This window comes from Bacillus sp. Cr_A10 (assembly GCF_029222665.1).
In the GTDB taxonomy this organism is placed as follows: domain Bacteria; phylum Bacillota; class Bacilli; order Bacillales_A; family Planococcaceae; genus Psychrobacillus.
This window is the reverse complement of the sequence record NZ_JARHXR010000009.1, coordinates 775,999-795,599: the sequence shown is the minus strand read 5'-3', so window position 1 is coordinate 795,599 and position 19,601 is coordinate 775,999. Positions and strand designations below refer to the sequence as shown.

The 19,601-nt window shown below is 34.7% G+C and carries 17 protein-coding genes; 10 read left to right on the top strand and 7 right to left on the bottom strand.

All coding sequences use genetic code 11. From position 1 onward, the window contains the following. The first annotated feature begins 185 nt into the window (after positions 1-185). The 5 genes from P2Q73_RS11205 to P2Q73_RS11185 all read left to right on the top strand — a co-directional run bounded on the left by P2Q73_RS11205 (position 186) and on the right by P2Q73_RS11185 (position 8,031). On the top strand, positions 186-2,990 hold the full coding sequence (locus tag P2Q73_RS11205) for a 2-oxoglutarate dehydrogenase E1 component (protein WP_056829738.1): 2,805 nt from the start codon (positions 186-188) through the stop codon (positions 2,988-2,990). 30 nt (positions 2,991-3,020) lie between these two features. Continuing rightward, a complete protein-coding gene (gene odhB, locus P2Q73_RS11200; protein ID WP_275787024.1) occupies positions 3,021-4,265 on the top strand; it encodes a 2-oxoglutarate dehydrogenase complex dihydrolipoyllysine-residue succinyltransferase in 1,245 nt (414 codons plus the stop codon). A gap of 724 nt (positions 4,266-4,989) precedes the next feature. After that, positions 4,990-5,187: a DUF6501 family protein gene (locus P2Q73_RS11195; RefSeq protein ID WP_053589618.1), complete on the top strand. Its 198-nt coding sequence runs from the start codon at positions 4,990-4,992 to the stop codon at positions 5,185-5,187. A gap of 87 nt (positions 5,188-5,274) precedes the next feature. After that, positions 5,275-6,138: an AAA family ATPase gene (locus tag P2Q73_RS11190; protein ID WP_275787020.1), complete on the top strand. Its 864-nt coding sequence runs from the start codon at positions 5,275-5,277 to the stop codon at positions 6,136-6,138. 9 nt (positions 6,139-6,147) lie between these two features. Next, the gene (locus tag P2Q73_RS11185) at positions 6,148-8,031 is read left to right on the top strand and encodes a vWA domain-containing protein (RefSeq protein ID WP_275787018.1); all 1,884 of its coding nucleotides are present in this window, start codon (positions 6,148-6,150) and stop codon (positions 8,029-8,031) included. Between the two features lie 50 nt (positions 8,032-8,081). Here the strand turns inward: P2Q73_RS11185 and P2Q73_RS11180 are convergent, their stop codons facing one another. The 3 genes from P2Q73_RS11180 to P2Q73_RS11170 all read right to left on the bottom strand — a co-directional run bounded on the left by P2Q73_RS11180 (position 8,082) and on the right by P2Q73_RS11170 (position 10,276). Further along, entirely contained in the window at positions 8,082-9,266 is a 1,185-nt protein-coding gene (locus P2Q73_RS11180; protein WP_275787015.1) for a toxic anion resistance protein, read from the bottom strand. Continuing rightward, a complete protein-coding gene (locus P2Q73_RS11175) occupies positions 9,238-9,915 on the bottom strand; it encodes a 5-bromo-4-chloroindolyl phosphate hydrolysis family protein (RefSeq protein WP_275787012.1) in 678 nt (225 codons plus the stop codon). Before P2Q73_RS11175 ends, P2Q73_RS11180 begins: the two co-directional genes overlap by 29 nt. A 79-nt stretch (positions 9,916-9,994) precedes the next feature. Then, positions 9,995-10,276, bottom strand: a complete 282-nt coding sequence (locus P2Q73_RS11170; RefSeq protein WP_056829750.1) for an acylphosphatase — start codon at positions 10,274-10,276, stop codon at positions 9,995-9,997. A 161-nt stretch (positions 10,277-10,437) separates the two neighbouring features. Here P2Q73_RS11170 and P2Q73_RS11165 point away from each other — a divergent pair, with 161 nt between their 5' ends. From P2Q73_RS11165 to P2Q73_RS11155, 3 genes are all read left to right on the top strand, one after another. Beyond that, a complete protein-coding gene (locus P2Q73_RS11165) occupies positions 10,438-10,716 on the top strand; it encodes a DUF1033 family protein (RefSeq protein WP_275787008.1) in 279 nt (92 codons plus the stop codon). Between the two features lie 191 nt (positions 10,717-10,907). Continuing rightward, complete coding sequence (locus tag P2Q73_RS11160; RefSeq protein WP_053589611.1) at positions 10,908-11,108, top strand: cold-shock protein; 201 nt, start codon at positions 10,908-10,910, stop codon at positions 11,106-11,108. A 135-nt stretch (positions 11,109-11,243) separates the two neighbouring features. Then, positions 11,244-12,068 carry an STAS domain-containing protein gene (locus tag P2Q73_RS11155; protein WP_275787004.1) on the top strand — a complete coding sequence of 275 codons (825 nt, stop codon included), beginning with the start codon at positions 11,244-11,246 and terminating at the stop codon, positions 12,066-12,068. Positions 12,069-12,115: 47 nt separating this feature from the next. Here the strand turns inward: P2Q73_RS11155 and P2Q73_RS11150 are convergent, their stop codons facing one another. Beyond that, positions 12,116-12,754 carry a hypothetical protein gene (locus P2Q73_RS11150; RefSeq protein WP_275787002.1) on the bottom strand — a complete coding sequence of 213 codons (639 nt, stop codon included), beginning with the start codon at positions 12,752-12,754 and terminating at the stop codon, positions 12,116-12,118. A gap of 134 nt (positions 12,755-12,888) precedes the next feature. Between P2Q73_RS11150 and P2Q73_RS11145 the strand changes: the two genes are divergently transcribed. After that, the gene (locus tag P2Q73_RS11145; RefSeq protein ID WP_275786999.1) at positions 12,889-13,338 is read left to right on the top strand and encodes a YkvA family protein; all 450 of its coding nucleotides are present in this window, start codon (positions 12,889-12,891) and stop codon (positions 13,336-13,338) included. A gap of 130 nt (positions 13,339-13,468) precedes the next feature. Next, the gene (locus tag P2Q73_RS11140) at positions 13,469-14,734 is read left to right on the top strand and encodes an S-adenosylmethionine decarboxylase related protein (RefSeq protein WP_275786996.1); all 1,266 of its coding nucleotides are present in this window, start codon (positions 13,469-13,471) and stop codon (positions 14,732-14,734) included. A 57-nt stretch (positions 14,735-14,791) separates the two neighbouring features. Here P2Q73_RS11140 and P2Q73_RS11135 read toward each other — a convergent pair whose 3' ends face one another. The 3 genes from P2Q73_RS11135 to P2Q73_RS11125 all read right to left on the bottom strand — a co-directional run bounded on the left by P2Q73_RS11135 (position 14,792) and on the right by P2Q73_RS11125 (position 19,480). Then, on the bottom strand, positions 14,792-16,387 hold the full coding sequence (locus tag P2Q73_RS11135) for an ABC-F family ATP-binding cassette domain-containing protein (protein WP_275786994.1): 1,596 nt from the start codon (positions 16,385-16,387) through the stop codon (positions 14,792-14,794). A gap of 336 nt (positions 16,388-16,723) precedes the next feature. Continuing rightward, positions 16,724-17,383: a collagen-like protein gene (locus P2Q73_RS11130; RefSeq protein ID WP_275786991.1), complete on the bottom strand. Its 660-nt coding sequence runs from the start codon at positions 17,381-17,383 to the stop codon at positions 16,724-16,726. Between the two features lie 57 nt (positions 17,384-17,440). Beyond that, positions 17,441-19,480, bottom strand: coding sequence for a PKD domain-containing protein (locus P2Q73_RS11125; RefSeq protein WP_275786989.1), 2,040 nt, complete (start codon positions 19,478-19,480; stop codon positions 17,441-17,443). Between the last annotated feature and the right edge of the window lie 121 nt (positions 19,481-19,601).

Below are 19,601 nucleotides of genomic sequence, written 5' to 3'. Positions count from 1 at the left end.
TGGTAATGGAAAAATCGTTCTTTCAAAAGGTTCTTTATGTCATTGCGAAAGAATGGTAAACTGTAAATGTGCACAAATTGTGTATGTATTTATAAGTTTATATTAATTTTTAGTGTGTAATTATATATTTATAATCATTTTTATCATCAGCCATAATAGGCACAAAATGTTGGAGGTTTTTCTAAATGTCGAACAATAAAACACCTTGGTCAGCTTTTTCTGGTCCTAACCTTGGTTATGTAATGGAGCAGTACGATTTATATCTACAATCTCCAGAAGAAGTAGATAATGAATTAGTGAATCTATTTAAACAATACGGAGCTCCTTCTTTAGCTTCATCCTCAGAATCAAATATTCAGGCTTCAAATCTTGCAGTATCTCCGAATAATTTTGATAAAATTATTCGTGCTATTCAACTTGCAGATGCAATTCGTTCACATGGACACTTAGCTGCTAATGTATACCCACTAAATGATGGTCCTAAAAACGAATCCAAAATTGATATAAAAACATACAATCTATCGGAACAAGATTTGATTGAAATCCCAGTAGAATTACTTATTACTAATCCACCAGAAAACGTTAAAAATGGTTTACAAGCTATTGAGCACTTAAAATCAGTATACACAAATAATATTGCTTTTGAATTTGCTCATATTGTAAATTCTGACGAACGTTTATGGTTACAAGAACGAATTGAAAAGGGTGCTATAAAAGGGAACCTTTCAGCAGATGATAAAAAAGAATTATTGAAACGTTTAACTCAAATAGAAGGTTTTGAAAAATTTATTCACCGTACTTTTGTTGGGGCAAAACGATTTTCAGTAGAAGGTCTAGACACATTGGTTGTTCTTATTGAAGAATTAATACGTCAATCAGACGCTACAAATACGAAACAAGTAAATATCGGAATGGCTCACCGTGGACGTTTAAATGTGTTAACTCACGTTTTAAATAAGCCGTATGAAATGATGTTCGCTGAATTTGCACATGTACCAAGTGACGCATTCTTACCAAAGGATGGATCTTTAGAAATTTCTAAAGGTTGGTATGGTGATGTTAAATACCATAATGGTGCTTCTTATCGTTCTAAATCTGGTCTAACTGTTAAGTTAGCGTATAATCCATCCCATTTAGAAGTTGTAAGCCCAATTGTCACTGGGCAAACTCGTGCTGCTCAAGAGACTACAAATTCTTCAGGATATCCAGTGCAAGATAAAAATGCAGCATTCGCTATATTAATTCATGGGGATGCGGCTTTTCCTGGTCAAGGAATTGTGACTGAAGTATTAAATTATAGTCGAGTTCGTGGCTTCCAAACGGGTGGATCTATTCACATTATTGCTAATAACATGATAGGGTTTACTACGGAACATTACGATTCTCGTTCCACTAACTATTCTTCAGATCCAGCTAAAGGTTACGAAGTTCCTGTTATTCATGTAAATGCTGATGATCCAGAAGCGGTTATAGCTGTAGCAAAATTTGCTTATGATTACCGTAAACAGTTTGGAAAAGATATTGTAATTGATTTACTTGGATACCGTCGTTATGGTCATAACGAAATGGATGAACCACTTGTAACTAATCCTGCTATGTACCATATTATTCACAAGCATCCAACAGTTCGTGAAATTTATGGGAAACAATTAGTAGAGGAAAATTTAATACAGGATACAGATGTTAAATCATTAGATCAAGATGTTTTCAGCGGTATGCAAAAGGCATATGATCGTGTGAAAGAACTTCCACAATCAACAGCACATGATATTATTATTCCGGAAGCTGTATTAAATGGCATGCCTGAAATTCAAACTGGGGTACCAGAAAGTCAATTAGCAAAAATTAATGAAGAGTTATTAACTTGGCCAAAAGAATTTACTGCATTTAAAAAACTAGAGAAAATATTAAAACGTCGTGAGGAACCATTTAAAGGAAAAGGTAAAGTAGATTGGGGACATGCAGAAACATTGGCATTCGCTACTATTTTACAAGAAGGAAATTCTATTCGATTAACTGGACAAGATGCACAACGTGGGACTTTCTCTCATAGACATTTAGTTCTTCATGATGAAAAAACAGGTGAAGAGCTAACACCAATTCACAGTATTAGTGATTCAAAAGCATCATTCGTTGTTCACAATAGTCCATTAACTGAGGCTGCAATACTCGGTTATGAGTTTGGATATAACCTGGAAGATAGTAATTCCTTATCCATTTGGGAAGCGCAATATGGTGATTTTGCAAATATGGCACAAGTTATGTTTGATAACTTCATCAGTTCAGCGCGTTCTAAATGGGGATTAAAATCAGGGCTAGTTATGTTACTTCCTCATGGATCTGAGGGCCAAGGTGCTGAACATTCTAGTGCTCGATTAGAACGTTACTTGCAGCTTGCTGCAGAAAACAACTGGACAGTAGCTAATCTATCAAGTGCGGCAAACTATTTCCATATTTTGCGCAGACAAGCTAAAATGTTAAAAGAAGAAGCAATTCGTCCATTAATTATTGTTTCTCCGAAATCTCTTTTACGCCATCCTTTAGTAGGGGCAGATGTAGCAGAGTTAACTACTGGTCAATTTGAAACTGTTATCGAACAACCAGGTCTTGGGCAAAATACGAAAAAAGTTGAAAAAATCGTTTTCGCTAGTGGTAAATTGGCAATTGATTTAGCTGATAAAGTAAAAGATGGAAAAGGATATGATTATTTGCATATTGTTCGTATTGAACAAATATATCCATTCCCAGCTGAAAAAATTCAAGCCATTATCGAGCGCTATCCTAACGTAAAACAACTAGTATGGGCACAAGAAGAAACAGAAAATATGGGTTCTTGGAATTTTGCTCTGCCATATTTACTAGATCTAGCTAAAGGAAAAGATATTTCGTACGTTGGGCGGGTTCATCGTTCAAGCCCAGCAGAAGGTGATATTGATACTTATAAGTTAGAACAATCACGCATTATTGAAGAAGCATTAAAAAGCAATTAAGGTAAGGTTAGATAAGAGGAGGAAATTAAAGTGGCAGAAATTATTGTTCCAGAATTAGCAGAATCGATTACAGAGGGTACTATTGCACAGTGGTTAAAACAACCTGGTGATACAATTGAAAAAGGTGAGTTTATCGTTGAGCTTGAAACTGATAAAGTTAACGTTGAAGTAATTTCAGAAGAAGCTGGCGTTGTTAGTGAATTATTGTTTGCAGAAGGCGATACAGTACAAGTTGGGCAAGTAATTGCTATTGTAGGAGCTGGTTCAGGCTCTGCAGCTCCAGCAGCACCAACGCCAAGTGCTGAAACAAAAGCGGCAGAAGCTCCTGCTTCTACACCATCTGAAGCGCCAAAAGCAGCAGAAGTTGTTGAAAACAATAATGAACAAGACCGTACTATTGCTAGTCCGGCTGCACGTAAACTTGCTCGTGAAAAAGGTATTAACTTAAGTGAAATTTCTCCGGTAGACCCTATGGGACGCGTACGTGTTCAAGATGTTGCGGCACATGGTTCTGCTCCTGCAAAAGCAGCAACACCTGCTCCAACGCCGGCAAAAGTAGCTGGACAAGAAGATGATGGTCGTTTTACACGCGAGAAAATGTCTCGCCGTCGTCAAACAATCGCTTCTCGTTTATTGGAAGTTAGACAAAGCACTGCGATGTTAACTACTTTCAATGAAATTGATATGATTAACGTGATGGCTTTACGTTCTCGCAAAAAAGATAAATTCTTTGAAGAAAACGATGTTCGTCTTGGATTTATGTCATTCTTTACAAAAGCTGTAGTAGCAGCACTTAAAAAATATCCTTATGTGAATTCTCAAATTGATGGGGATTATATTGTAAAAAACAATTTCTATGACATTGGTATCGCAGTTTCTACGGAAGGCGGTTTAGTTGTTCCAATCGTACGTGATGCAGATCGTAAAAACTTTGCTGAGATTGAAGGTAATATTGGAGAACTTGCTAAAAAAGCTCGTGATAACAAATTAGCACTTTCTGATATGTCAGGTGGTTCATTTACAATTACAAACGGTGGAGTATTTGGCTCATTATTATCAACTCCTATTCTTAATGGTACACAAGTAGGTATCCTAGGAATGCATACAATTCAAAAACGACCAATCGCTGTTGGTGATGAAATTCAAATTCGCCCAATGATGTATGTGGCACTGTCGTATGACCACCGAGTAATCGATGGAAAAGATTCCGTTGGATTCTTAAAAACAGTAAAAGAGCTTCTAGAAAACCCAGAAGACTTAATGTTAAATTCTTAATTAGTAATAAAATGCAGACTCTCATTTTTGAGGGTCTGTATTTTTTTGCGCCAATATTCGATTGTAGGGGTCAGTGAAAATTCTATTTGATATGTAGAGGGAAAGACTCATGAGGGCACTGAAAAAGTCTAACTGTATGTGAACGACAAGTTGTTCACATAGTCGATTTTTATTTTGGACCCGTTAATTTCCGATTCAGGCGGACGCGTTCCGCCGGCATGGCTTCAGCCGCTTCCCTCGCTATGCTCAGTCCAGGGTCTTCACCTCATGCGCCTGCCGCTTCGCTTTTGGTGCAGAAAACATTTGCTATTCCGGCTGGAGTCGCCGCCTGAAACGAAAATCAACTATTATCCGTTTTTCAATTAGAAAATCATAATGTCATTAATAGAGCAAGTTTTTATCACTTAAACTTATTCAAATAGTATTTATAGAAAATCGTTGATTAAGGCGATTCTCCTGCGGGAATAGCGTTAGCCGAAGACCCCGCAGCGCAGCGAGGAGGCTAAGGCAACGTCCGCGGAAAGGGAGCCGTTTCAACGATTTTCTTATTTATCGGGGCTATAACACATCTGTGTTATACGCGTAAAGTAATGTAGTTGTAGAATTTGTCTTTGATAGCGAATCGATTTAGAACAAGTACAGACTAGGTTACTTCTTTATGTATTACTTTCGTTTGAAATCTTCTGTACACCATCGTATACTATAATATAAAGGAAGTGGTTATATGATACATACTAATTGGGCAACAAAGCCAACACTTAAGACGGTAAAATGTGTTCATACAGATGCAAAAAAATTCTTAGTGAGTAACGTTCTTACTGTTGGAAACACATATGAAGTCAAAAATGAAACAGAAGAATTTCTATTTGTCATTGACAATACAGGAAAAGTTGGCGGCTATTATAAGGAATATTTTCAATAAGAGAAAATAATTATGTTAAATGTATGTAGGAGTCTGACAAAAAAGCCGGTGGAGACATCGGCTTTTTTTACATAAGGAGAATTAGAAATGATTAATGTCATCGAACAAGAAAGACAGAATAGATTGCAGAGAACTCATAATGATGGAGACAAGCAATTAATCGGTGAAGGTGGTTATATGTCGCCAAATGAACATTTGCTAGAAGATGTATTACTAGCTGTGACATTAAAAAAGCCGGTATTACTAAAAGGACCTACAGGTGCAGGAAAGACCAAATTGGCTGAAACAATATCTGCATTTTTTCAACAGCCAGTGCAAAGCATTAATTGTTCAGTTGATTTAGATGCGGAAGCATTACTTGGATTTAAAACGATTGTTTTAAAAGAAGGACTTAACTCGATTGAATTTGTGGAAGGGCCAGTTCTCGAAGCAATGAAAAAAGGACATATATTATATATTGATGAAATCAACATGGCAAAATCCGAAACTTTACCTATACTACATAGTGTATTGGATTACAGACGAATGTTAACCAATCCGTTTACTGGTGAAGTCATAAAAGCACACCCTGATTTTTCGGTTATTGCTGCAATCAATGAAGGGTATATAGGTACTACACCTATGAATGAGGCATTAAAGAATCGATTTGTATCCTATTCAATTCCCTATATCTCAGGAGAACTTCTTGAAAAACTTTGGATGGATCTTTTTCCAAATTCATCTAAAGAATTGCATGTTTTAATGTTAAATTTAGCAGAAGATCTGATGAATCAAGTGAAACAAGGGTTATTATCAGAAGAGGCGGCTTCGATTAGAAGTATGCAATATGCAATGGAACTAGCTGAATATATTGATCCAATGAGGGCAATCACCTATGCAATTGCAGAAAAATTAGAGGACGATCAAGAGAAAAAGCTTGTAATAGAACTAGCTTCTTCTTGGATGAAGTGAGGGATTTAGATGCCTTCTATAGATCGTTTTATACAATTTAATAATGAAACTATTAATGCAAGGCAGTTAATGCATTATGAAAATGTCGCCAAGGCTTTAACTTCAAATTCAATGTTAATGGTTAAAGAACGTAAGTTAATGGAATTTCAACCAGAAGAGCAGTCTTTGTCAATAAGTGTGTTTTGGAGACATCGTGAAGAACGCCTAATGAATGCTGGTAGGATGTCTGATATCTATTTACTTTCTGAGGGATTTTGGAAAGATTTCAACCTCCATATATGGAGAGATTACAAAGAAAATCAGCCAGTAACATTTTCAAAATGGATGGATCAATTAGTGTTTTGTTTAGAAGAATTTCGCTTAATTGAAAAAATCCAGAAAAAAAGAGTTGGAACGATTAAAGTATTTGAGAAAAGAATTCAAATGTACTTGTCATTTCATAAACAACAACTAGTAGTAAATAGTCAAAAAGGCTTTTTAGCTGATGCTTTTATTAGTTACTTATATGTTTGTCTTTACGAAGGTACTATGCGTGTAACAGGGCCTGAATTATTTCATAAAGCAAATAGTATTATTCAGAAAGCTTATGAAAATAGCCATACACAATCTTCCATTAGTATGGTATATGAATTTTTTTATCTATTTATGGATGATTTAAAAGAAGATACAATTCATGAATATTATTCGATTATTTCAAGTTCCAATTTACGAAAATCTGATTTTCATTACCATAAAGGTGTGAAGAATTCTGAAACAGGGGAAGAGGAATCGAAAGAAACGATTGAAGAGGTATTTAGAAGTTGGCACCGAGAAAATGAAGATGAAAAAGGACTTCATTTACAATTTGAATTGGAACATGGAAGAGATGGGAAAGCTGATCAACGTATAGCCACAGAAGAAGGGCAAGAAGGACATGATATTACAGAAATTGGGAAAGGGCAATCTTCTGGTAGCACAGCTGAGCTTAATAGTGACAATCAATCTTTAAAGGGTTCAGATTCTCTAAAAAAAGCGGGTACTGCTTTTGGTAAAGAGAATGTTCATGTAGTGTATGATGAAAAACGAATAATTACAAATTCTATCGCTCAAGATAATAGATTATTGGAAAATTATCGACAAGAACAAGCACCTTATGTAAAAGCATTTGTTGATGAGATGAAAAAGCGGATGGAACAAAAACAAATAGCTAAGCGTGAAAATTTATCAAAAGGTAGGCTTTCATCAAAACTGTCCGTTTTTTGGACAGAAGAACGACCAAAACCATTTTATAAAAAAACTGCACCAAGCACACAATTAAACGCAGTATTCGGCTTGCTAGTAGATGGTTCCGCATCTATGCAAGACAAGCTTGAAGATACGAAAAAGGCAGTACTACTATTTCATGATGTATTAAGAAAACTACAAATTGCACATGAAATTGTACTACATTATGAAGATGCATATGAAGCATCTGAGTCAAAACAGCCGAACACATTTGAATGGATTCATAAATTGGAAGACGGACAACAAGATAATGGACTAGATATTCTTTCCATAAATGCACATGAGGATAATCGCGATGGATTCGCTTTAAGGTGGATGGGTAGAAGACTAGAACATAGACCAGAGCATCATAAATTTTTGCTTATGTTTTCTGATGGAGAACCTTCCGCTTTTGGATATGCACAAAACGGAATAATGGATACAGCAGAAGCAGTAGTAGAGCTTGAAAGAAAGAATATAACAGTATTACATTTATTTTTAAATGATGCAGATGCAACCGAAGAACAATTAGAGCTGTTCCGCTTAATATTTGGGAAAAAAACTGCAACCGCTTCCTCATTAGAAAAATTCTCGGAAGAAACTTTAAGAATATTAAAAAAAATACTACATCATGTAGTAAAGAGTTCATAAAAAACCGCCTTTTTGAAGGCGGTTTTGTTTTGAGTAAAACTCGTTAGTTGTTAATTCTTTTGAGATTGTTCAGCAATTAATAGAAGACGTTGTTTTAATTCTTCCTCCATACGACCGATTTCAATTTCTGCAGCTTTTCGTTTGACTCTACCGTCTGCTTGAATACGAATTGTTTCTTCAATAGTTTGTAAAAGGTTTTCTTGGGTTTTCTTCAATGTGTCAATTTCAACAATACCACGTTCATTCTCTTTTGCTGTTTCAATACTATTCACTTTTAGCATCTCGGAGTTCTTTAAAAGTAAATCATTTGTAGTTTTTGTCACTTGTTTTTGAGCTTCTACGGCTTTTGCTTGACGATTAAGTGTTAACGCAATCGCAATTTGGTTTTTCCAAAGAGGAATAGACGTCATAATTGACGATTGTATTTTTTCAGCTAACGTTTGATTGGTTTGTTGTATCATACGAATCTGTGGAGCACTCTGAATGGTAATTTGTCTTGATAATTGTAAGTCATATACTCTTTTTTCTAATCGATCTAAAAACTGGGCCATATCGTTAACTTCCTGATATGCCATTTGATCATTGGAAGCCTCTGCTTTTCTACGAAGTTCTGGAATTGTATTATTAATAATCTCTTCTTTTTTTAATTCCGCTGCAGCAATATATACATTTAATGCTTGGAAATAGGTTTTATTTTGCTCATAAAGTTTGTCCAGCATATGAACATCTTCTACAAGTCCTCGTTTGGAATGTTCTAACTGTATACCAATTCTATCAATTTGAGTACTTAACTTTTGATATTTTGTCATCATTTCCTGAACAGAGCGATTAACTCGATTAAATAATTTTTTGAGTCCTGATTTCTTTTGTGTAGTTAATTCTTCTGGATTTATTTCAGAAAGCTTATTCATTAAATCCCCTAAAATATCTCCTACAGGACCAATATCTTTCTTTTGAACATGATCAAGCATTTGATGGGAAAAACGAGAAAGTTCAGTTTGTGCATTAGCCCCATATGTTAATATTGCCTCATAATTTCCAGCAGGAATTTGATCTGCCAATTGCTTCGCTTTTTGCTTTTCAACTTCAGATAAACGATCAATTAGTTTTGTAGGAGCTTGTTCTCCAGAAGTAGGTGTTACTGGCTGTTCTAGAGGCTTTGCCATTTCAAATGGACTTTCTAATAATTCATCCATTAAGAAATCATTATTTGTATTCGATAGTTTTTCGGTCATTTTCTGATTCTCCTTTTAAATATAAAGGTTGTTCTTTTTTGCCAACAGACAATTTAGCGAAATCCAATTCCATTTTTAAATGTTCAATATCTGTGGCGAGGACATCTTTTAAATCTTCCTCCATTTTATAATTGATAGCTTGTAAAGTATCTCTCGTATCTTGTAGAGCGATTTTCATGTCATTGTTTTTAATAGGCTGACTTACTAATAACGTGTATTTCGAAGTAAGCTCAACTGCTGAGTCTAAATGTGCATAGAAAAAGTTCTCAGCATGATAAAATTTCTTTGGATTTGTTTTAACCAATGAAATAATTCGTTTTGCAAGGCGAGTCATTTCGAAAAGTTGTTTAAATGAACTTATAGATCTAACCTTTAGGTATAGGCTATTTAATGTACGAATTTTAACATTCGCCTCTTTTAACTGCTTTTGAATATGAAAATATTCCGAAACAGTCAGCTGGTGTTTTTTCATAATTCTTCTTTGTTGTAACTTTTTTATACTAAAATTTGATATAAAATAAATTCCAATAGCTAGAGCTGAACTAATAAGAAAACTTGTATCAAATGCAAAAAAGAAAATGAACCAAGAAGTGATCATTATAGGTATATTTAAAAAATGTCGAATGAAAGTTTGGGCAACTTCAGTCATAATTTGTAACCTCCTTATATATACAATACATTATACGAATGGGAGACAAGAAGGTTTCATATAAAGAGTGAAAAGGGAATTATACAATATCTGTTTCCATTGTAGTATATCCAATTAAATCGTCAAAGAACTCAATTTCAAATGAGTTGTTTTTCATAAAAGGAGATACCCCTTTTTGAATAAATTGAATGAATTCTTCCATACTCTTAGTATTCCCTTCAATGTCTATCATTATGTCTTTCTCGTTATTTTGCTTGCACTGCCCTTTTAGTCCAAGAGATTGAGCTTTTTGTTTAACTAAAAAACGAAAACCCACACCATCTACATCACTACGCATAATAATATGTGCTCGTTTATTCAAAAAAATCTTCTCCTTTGAGATGTATAATAACTTGTACATTTAACTTAACTGAAAATTAAAGGATTTTCAATTTATTAATGTACTGAATAAGTCATTTGAGTAGACTTTCTTAGAGATAGCAGTAAAATATGAAATAACAATATATGTTAGAAGGCGATTAAATGATTGAAATTATTTATATGAAAGCAGATTACGAACCTTGGTTTGAATTTGAAGGTTGGGAAGAGCATATAGTAGAACTGGTTTCATTTAAGGAAGAAAATGAGGCGCTTGAATATTTAAATAAGAAACTGGAGGAATTTAGACGAAATTTCCCTTTTGAAAAAGTAAAAAGAGATAAATATTGGGCATTTTGGTCAGTAAAAGAACAATGTTTTTGTGATTCATGTGACGAGGATCTCCAAATTTACCACGGTATCATTTGGAATGATCTTCGATAAACGATTTTGAATTATAAAATTATTTGTTGACTAAATTTATCCAACTGATATAATTTAAATAACAATTCATAGTGAGAAGCCGGTTTTGAAATTCACATATCCTATGTAGTGATCGATGTGATGTCGGTACTTCATGGAATATGTGAATTTTTGTTTTTCACATATTGATTAATACTTTTGGAGGTAATAGAATGAAACAAGGTACTGTAAAATGGTTCAACGCTGAAAAAGGATTTGGATTTATCGAAGTAGAAGGTGAAAATGATGTATTCGTACACTTTTCAGCTATTCTTGGAGAAGGCTTCAAATCACTTGAAGAAGGTCAAAAAGTAGAATTTGAAGTAGTTGAAGGAAACCGCGGACCTCAAGCTGCAAACGTAACAAAACTATAATAATAGAAGAGAAGCTCATCATTTCGATGGGCTTCTTTTTTTTTGTAAATTTTATTTATAGTTTATGTTTAAAGATTGCTTAAAAGGGGAAAAGAGAATTCTTGAAAGTATTAATAATTTCTGGGGGGAAATGATTTGGAAAAGGTACTAATAGATGAGGATATAAAAGGGTATTTTAATAAACATAAACAAGATTTTGAAAACCAATTATTGAGTCACGCTGTAAATGTAAGAGATAAAATAAACGATATCTTAAGGGTTGGTGAAATTGACCTTATTAATAATGCACACAAACTAATTAATTTTATCCTTGAAGGCGATAAACAAACAGAACTTAAGTTATTTGCAAAACAAGAAGGAATCGCGTGGGCAACACATTCCTTAACTTTGTCTTTTAAACTGGAATGGGTACAAGCGATTCGCAGGACCCTTTGGAGCTTCATGCAGGAACTTAACAAGGAAAAGCAAAAGTTCAATTTAGATTCAATATTCTTATTGGAAAAACAACTCAATAATCAAATTGATGACTTTTTAAATTCATTCTTTATTAACTATTCAACTTTTAAGGATGCATTGCTTTTGTCTCAAAGGGAAGTAGTTGAAAACTTATCTGTTCCAATTATTCCAATAACACCAACTATATGTATACTACCTTTAATTGGAACAATGGACTCATTTAGAACGACCATTCTAGAGGAAAAGGTTTTAACAGAGATTAATAGACTTCATATACAAATATTAATTATTGACTTATCAGGCATAGCTGAAATGGAAAACAAAGTTATTGAAAACCTAATGAAAACTATATACGGTACTTCCATGATGGGATGTCGCACAATTATTACTGGCTTGCGTCCAGATGTTGTTAGACAAATGATTAAACTAGGGATTAATTTTGATAAAGAAACAAAAACTTTTGGTACTTTACAACAAGCTTTAAATGAATTCTTAATAAAATAATTGAACTCATTGAAGAAGCTAATCTAATTATGATCAGCTTCTTTAAATTATAATAACTTTTCAAATGTAGACGTGACGATTACTTCTGCTTCATCTGAAACCATAATAAATTCTCTTTTAATTTCTCCATAGTCTTTTACTAAGAACTTTCGAGTAATATTTCCCTGTTTTTCCTTTTTTTCTATTACAATAACATTTTCAAAGGTTTGGAATTCTGTTTCTACAGTTTCTTGAGTAGAAACAATTTCCCAATCATTGAATCGTGTACCCACCTCAAGTGGAGCAGCTAAATATATATCAATTACTTGCATAGATTCCAATTCTTTAAAAGAAGGTATAACAGGATCATATGCTTCTCCCATTTCTGAGAGCAGACCGATATTGTCTTTTGTAATCCGGTAAATTCTTTGAACAATGGTACCACCATTATCTTCATACGTTACGACGTAGTTTTCATATGGATGTTGTGTTTGCAAAGTGTAAGAGGCATATTCATTTCCTTCACCTTTAAAATTTGCAATAGTTTGATCTTCTTGGAAAAATTCAGCTAAGGTTTTATATTGAATTGTAGTTTCATTTTCTGTACTAGTGGTTGTGTCGTTATTAGGTTCAATGATTTCTTCCTCATTCGGTTGGCAAGCAATAAGAAAAAGAAATGGTATTATTAGAAAAAGTAATCTTTTCATTTTAACCCTCCTATATTTGTTAAAATAGTCGCTTACAAGAGCTGTAATGTTTCAAAATAAATGTTTTTTGGTATAGTAAAATGAGAGAGGGGAGATTCTAATGAACTTTGAACTAAAAAAAGATATACCAGCCTATGAGGAACAGAAAGATTTTTTATGAAAAGTTACGTGTAAAAATGACGGATTTCTTAGAAAGTAAAACAGGAAAAGCGAGTAAATTCGCTCCCTATTTATTATTTGCTCCTGATCTTTTTCATTTATTAGTTAAAGCAATGGTCGATAATCGTATTGATACTAAAAGTAAGACTTTGATTGGTAGTGGAATATTATATTTTATTACTCCAATCGATGTGTTGCCAGAAGGTTTAGTTGGTCCAGGTGGCTTTATTGATGATATTATTGTTGCCACGTTTGTAATTAATATGTTATTAAATAAATTTTCCCCTGACATTATTGAAGAGCATTGGGCAGGGGATCATAAGTTGTTAGATGCTTTAAAGAAAATATCTGAGTCAAGTAATTCGTTGCTCGGTAAGCTTCCTGCAAGATCTTTGCTTAGCAGATTGTTGAAGACTTCAAAATAATCATAATAGAAATGACTTTAAATTTTCTCGTGAATTTAAAGTCATTTTTTATTTAGGAATCTATAAGCCGTTTGTCTAAACTCTATTAATTTTATCTCATATATTAATAAAAAATATACGAGGTGGTAGAGTGAATTTTAATCATACAGTGATATCAATACTAGGGAGTAGTGGAGGGGTTGCAAAATCCATACTCTCTGTTTTAAATCAGTCGGTGAGTGATACAGAGGATCCAATTCATTGTCATATAAAGCATAGTAAGATTCATTTAATTGATCAAAAGCAAAGAGAGGAATGCTATTTTACTAATTTGTTTCCTAATTTAATGAACCAATTCGAAATCCATCAATTTGATTTAAATGATATAAATTATTTTAGGAATCATCTTAAACAATCGATGACAACTGTAGTTATAGATGTTTCTCGTGCAGATACTGTTAAAATGCTTGAAATTTGTGATCAATTAGGTATTAAATATGTAAACACAGCACTAGAGAATACAATAATTGATGGAGATGAAAAGCAAGACGAAAGATTTGGGTTAATTGAGCGATTAAATATTCTAGAAAAGAAGAAAGATTTATTAAATAATTCCACTTCTATAATTGGTTCTGGAATGAATCCAGGTGTAGTGCAATGGATGGCAATCGAGTTACTAAATATGCATGCATCAGAAGGTAAAGCTCTTGGTTGTTATATTGTTGAAAATGACAATACATTTTATAAAAACAATAAAATAGCTAAAGAGAATGTCATTTACACTACTTGGTCTCCAGAAAGTTTTTTAGATGAGGCTATATTAAACTATCCTATGTTTATGAAGCAACACACTCCCCATTTCTTATATGAAAAGGTTTATAATATTGAATATAAGGTGAAGTTAGGGGACAAACAGTTTTATGGATGCTTAATGCCGCATGAGGAAGTACTCACATTAGGAAAGCAATATGATTTTGAGTGTGGCTTTTTATATAAGGTAAATGACCATACAACAGAGTTAATCCGTTCGAATATAGATGAATTGGATAAGCTTTGGAGTTTGGAAAAGAAAGTATTGGATCCTCTCGAATCGCCTTTAATTGGAGAAGATTTAATTGGCGTGCTTCTAGTTTATGAGGATAAAGAATGTTTTATATACAATATAGGAAATAATAATGAGATTTTAAAGAAATTCAAAACGAATGCAACCTACTTTCAAGTAGCTTGCGGAGTTTATGCATCATTAGCAGTATTGCTTTTAGACCAAATACCAAAAGGTTCGTATTATGTTGATGAGCTATTGTTGAAAACGAGTAATCATTATGGCAAATATCTTTCCTATTATATGACTGATTTTGTAATAGGTGAAAATAATCAATCAGATGGACTTTTACATCAAAGACTAAATAGACCATAGTAATAAAAAAAGGGTATTCTCATTCGATAAGTATCGAATAAGAATACCCTATTATTTTTATTGTTGTTCTTTCCAATCCAAATATTCATCATATGATAACTGCTTATCTAAGATTGAACCGTCTTCTTTAATTTCAATAACACGATTTGCAATCGTTTGAATGAATTGATGGTCATGAGATGTAAATATCATTGCGCCTTTAAATGCGATTAGTCCATTATTTAATGCTTGAATTGATTCGAGATCCAAATGGTTAGTTGGCTCGTCAAGAAGTAGAACATTTGATTCGGATAGCATCATTTTAGATAACATACAGCGAACTTTTTCTCCTCCTGAGAGGACAGATGGTTTTTTCTTCACTTCTTCACCAGAGAATAACATACGTCCTAAAAATCCTCGAAGGAATGTTTCACTTTCGTCCTCTGGAGAGTACTGACGTAACCAATCTACAAGTGTAGCTTCGCTGCCTTCAAAATATTTAGCATTGTCGAGAGGGAAGTATGCACGTGAAGTAGTTACACCCCAACGAATGGAGCCTTCTTGTGGTTCCTCCTCTTCAGCAAGAATTCGAAGTAAAGCAGATTTAGCTAATTCATCACCAATAAGAATAATTTTGTCATCTTTATTCAAAGTGAAATTTATTTGAGAAAATAATTTTTCTCCCTCAAATGTGTACCCCAAGTCCTGAACTTGAAGAACATCATTACCGATTTCTCGTTTCATCGCAAAGTTTACATATGGATACTTACGTGAAGAAGGCTTGATATCATCTAGTTCAATTTTATCTAACATTTTTTTACGAGAAGTTGCTTGTTTTGATTTGGAAGCATTTGCACTAAATCGAGCAATAAATGCCTGTAGTTCTTTAATTTTCTCTTCTTTTTTACTATTCTGATCTTGCGACATTTTAAGGGCAAGTTGACTTGACTCATACCAGAAATCATAGTTACCAACATAAACTTGAATTTTACTAAAGTCTAGATCAGCAATATGTGTACATACTTTGTTTAAGAAATGTCGGTCATGGGACACAACAATAACTGTGTTCTCAAAATTAATAAGAAAGTCCTCTAACCACTTTATAGCTTTAATGTCTAAATGGTTTGTTGGCTCATCCAGTAAAAGAACATCTGGCTTACCAAATAATGCTTGAGATAATAACACTTTTACTTTTTCAGAACCAGTTAACTCAGACATTTTCTTTTGATGCATGCTATCTGGAATTCCTAAACCTTGTAAAAGGATTGCTGCTTCGGATTCTGCTTCCCAGCCATTCAAATCAGCAAATTCGCCTTCCAATTCAGCTGCTCGCATGCCATCTTCATCGGAAAAGTCTTCTTTCATGTATATAGCATTTTTTTCATTCATTACTTCATATAAACGTTTATGACCCATTATTACTGTTTCTAAAACAGTATATTCCTCGTACTCAAAGTGATTTTGCTTTAAAATCGCTAGACGTTCATCAGGGTTCATAATTACGTTACCCTCTTGAGGCTCTATTTCCCCAGAGAGAATTTTTATAAATGTTGATTTTCCTGCTCCATTAGCACCGATTAATCCATAACAGTTACCTGGAGTGAATTTTATATTTACGTCTTCAAATAACTTACGGTCACCAAAACGAAGACTAACATTACTTACTGCAATCATACTCGTACCTCCTAAATTCACAATGCTCTTATTATAGCATGGAATTTAAACAAAATAAATAATCCCTTTATTTAAAGGGATTCAAGTTAATTAGCCGAGTGACTTTGACTAGTAATTAATCAGGATTATAAACGACTTTCTGGCACATAAGGAGAAAGTAGGGCTTTAGAATAAAATTGTTACGGAGGTAAAGGAGAGGCACAAGAGATAAAAGATACGCAGAATAGGTAATCCAAGTTATTACTACAAAAAGAGTTTTTTAATTTCTATTGAATTTATAGAAAAAAAGCTACAAATATCGCCTATTAGCTGTAAGTGTAGCTTTTAAATTTTAATTTATCCAACTTGTATAATTAATAATGTTGCCAATCTATAACTAAAACCTTCCTGTAATTCTGCAACTAGCTTAACAATGTCTCCTTCCAATAAAGAAAATAATTCAGTGGAAGTTAGAGTAGTAGAAGTAGTAGATTGTGTCGTTGATGATGCTACCTTAACAGCATCATTGATTTTGATTTGAAACTTTGAAGGAATGTTCGTTTCATCATTTGTTTCCAATATAACTTTATAGCTAATTTGATATACCCCAGCTTTTGCCACCGCAAGGCCATCACGTTTTAATTCAACATCTTGTAATGGACCAGCAATGATAAATTTCACATCACCAGATACAAAACTTTCAGATTCGGAATAGGCAAATCCATAAGCTGAATCTAAGGTGCCGGCCGGTCCTCGTTCTCCTCTTGGTCCTGGAGGCCCGCCACTAGGTCCTGGAGGGCCATCATAGCCTCTTGGTCCTCTTAGTCCTTCTGGTCCTTGTTTACCACGTCCTGTTTCTCCTTTTGGTCCTCTTGGTCCTGGAGGGCCTTGTTCCCCTTTAGGCCCTGGGGGACCTTGTTCACCCTTTGGTCCTGGAGGGCCTTGATATCCTCTTGGTCCTCTTGATCCAAGTTCGCATTTACAATACTGCTCGTTGCATTTTGGACATTGATCCATGCGATCTTCTCCTTTCTTTATTAAACTAGTTTAGAATAGCCGAATTTCTTATTTATATTAATTACGAATATTAAGTGGGATATTATTGAGTGTTCCACCCGAGCTAGATTGAATCGAAATTGCTCTTGTTTCATCAGGTTGTACGGTAGATCCTTCTACTCGATACTCCCATTCTCCAAGCGTATCTACTGACACTTGTGAGAGTAGACGACCTCCCGACACATTACCGATATAGATGGAAATAATGACTTCAGTACCAATCACATTCGATGTTCCAGTAATTCGCCATTCAGCCTCCCCAGTTCGAAATTCTGCACGAGTCACAGTAAGGTTTTCGGGGAAGCTTGTTATTTGGATGTCGTCAGACGAAGTGCCTCCAGGACCACTAACGGTTAATCGGAAAGATAGGGTTGTTGATTGTGCAGGAAAGGTAAAGGTAGCTGTTGATGTGTTCGCATTGGTTAACTGAACAGGAAACCCAGAGATTTGTTCCCATTGATAGTTTGTAACACTGCCAGTTGCATTCCCCACTAACGTTACGACTGATCCTATTGAAACGGTTTGATCAGGTCCTGCAATTGCAATAGGTATTGGTGCAAATTCTATTACTGAAACATTCACTGTGTCTCTGGATTGGCCACCTTCACCTTCAACAGTTAATTCAAATACAAGAGTTGTAGTTGAATTAGGTGCTATAAAGGTTGGTGTTGGAGTATTACTTCCTGTTAATGTAATTGGTGTACCTGAAAGCTGAGTCCAACTGAAAGATGTGATAACACCAGTAGAGTTAGAACCGTTAAGGGTAACCGTAGAACCGAAAATGACTGTTTCATCTTCACCGGCATTGGACGCCACAGGAATCGGACCATCTGGTGATCCTGTCACACTTACCGGTATAGAACTAATACCTCCTGCGGTTGAGTTAATCGTCACAACGGCTGGTGCAAAAGTGAGATTTGTCGTACTAATCCCATCTGATGGAATGATTATTTCACCAAGGCCAAAGTCTGCTATTGATAAAATAGGTGCACCAATTGAATCGCTAGATGTAGCGGTGATAATAAGGTCTTGAGTATCCGTGTCATAGTTTGCTGATGCCGTAATAAAGTCAACTGGGACAACTTCTTTTATACTGTTAGGATTATCACTTAAATTTGTAACTGTAATAGTACTGGGGGGACGTGCACCCGTATAACGAAGACGAGTAAAATATTGGCCGTCGCTACCTTGTAATAATGTAGAGTTAAAACTGGTTCCAGTAACATTAATAGTTTGAGCAGTATCGTCAGAGGTAGCGAATACATCTAACAATCCACCTAAACTTTCGTTTTGTGTGTAAGTAGCTCTTGTTACATCAACACCAGAAATTGTTGAGATTTTTCCTAATAACGTAAAGTTGTTCGTTTCAATACAGTTATCTCCGTTAATTCCTAGGGTAGTTGAACGATCTGGTGAGCCGATCCCGATTCCGGGACCTTCAATACGAAAATAGTTTTGAGGCTGCCCGAATCGATCAGTAAATAAACTTCCGACAATTGGATGTAACACAGCAGGGTTGCCAATATATCCTTCTGGGGCACTTGGTGCTACAGAAGGATCCCATTGTAAGAAAGGATGCACACGACTATTCAGTGCAAGATGAAACTCACCGCCGTTTAATCCTCCAATATCTTCAGTAAAATTAATTTCTCCGAAGCCCTCTCCATCTGGTTCAGCGATGAATGTGTCGACTCCATAAGGATGTGTAACCGTATATTCTATATTTGGCTGTAATCCTGCAACACGAATACGTACTCTGCCAAACACAACCTGTTCATCGTCTCTTGGAACTTCATTTACAAATGCAGCTTCCAATGCCAAAACGAGCCTAGCTCTTTCACCCGTACCCGTTGTCATTTCAGCTTCGGCCTGCATATAAAAAGCCTCTCCTGGATAATTATTTGGGAAAGAGACTGGTTGTGATGGATCTGGTAAATCAGCAGGAGTGATACCAGAGAATGGATCAGTAGGGTCAACGTTTAGTTGAAACCGTAAACCATTTTCATCTTTATACCATATAGGAAATCCATCAAAAGCATTAATCGGTCCAACTTCCATAAAATACCTCCCGAATAATAGTAAATAGCATAATAGATTTAGTATCTAATGCAAAGAGCGTTTCCACTTATAAGTAGATTTATTATGCTTTTAGTCCTCACCTCTAAAGTGAAACTGTACA

Excerpts from the sequence above, each read along its gene's own strand:
- P2Q73_RS11205 (WP_056829738.1), top strand. The coding sequence starts at position 186 with ATGTCGAACAATAAAACACCTTGGTCAGCTTTTTCTGGTCCTAACCTT.
- P2Q73_RS11195 (WP_053589618.1), top strand. The coding sequence starts at position 4,990 with ATGATACATACTAATTGGGCAACAAAGCCAACACTTAAGACGGTAAAA.
- P2Q73_RS11190 (WP_275787020.1), top strand. The coding sequence starts at position 5,275 with ATGATTAATGTCATCGAACAAGAAAGACAGAATAGATTGCAGAGAACT.
- P2Q73_RS11185 (WP_275787018.1), top strand. The coding sequence starts at position 6,148 with ATGCCTTCTATAGATCGTTTTATACAATTTAATAATGAAACTATTAAT.
- P2Q73_RS11180 (WP_275787015.1), bottom strand. The coding sequence starts at position 9,266 with ATGACCGAAAAACTATCGAATACAAATAATGATTTCTTAATGGATGAA.
- P2Q73_RS11175 (WP_275787012.1), bottom strand. The coding sequence starts at position 9,915 with ATGACTGAAGTTGCCCAAACTTTCATTCGACATTTTTTAAATATACCT.
- P2Q73_RS11165 (WP_275787008.1), top strand. The coding sequence starts at position 10,438 with ATGATTGAAATTATTTATATGAAAGCAGATTACGAACCTTGGTTTGAA.
- P2Q73_RS11160 (WP_053589611.1), top strand. The coding sequence starts at position 10,908 with ATGAAACAAGGTACTGTAAAATGGTTCAACGCTGAAAAAGGATTTGGA.
- P2Q73_RS11150 (WP_275787002.1), bottom strand. The coding sequence starts at position 12,754 with ATGAAAAGATTACTTTTTCTAATAATACCATTTCTTTTTCTTATTGCT.
- P2Q73_RS11145 (WP_275786999.1), top strand. The coding sequence starts at position 12,889 with ATGAGGAACAGAAAGATTTTTTATGAAAAGTTACGTGTAAAAATGACG.
- P2Q73_RS11135 (WP_275786994.1), bottom strand. The coding sequence starts at position 16,387 with ATGATTGCAGTAAGTAATGTTAGTCTTCGTTTTGGTGACCGTAAGTTA.
- P2Q73_RS11130 (WP_275786991.1), bottom strand. The coding sequence starts at position 17,383 with ATGGATCAATGTCCAAAATGCAACGAGCAGTATTGTAAATGCGAACTT.
- P2Q73_RS11125 (WP_275786989.1), bottom strand. The coding sequence starts at position 19,480 with ATGGAAGTTGGACCGATTAATGCTTTTGATGGATTTCCTATATGGTAT.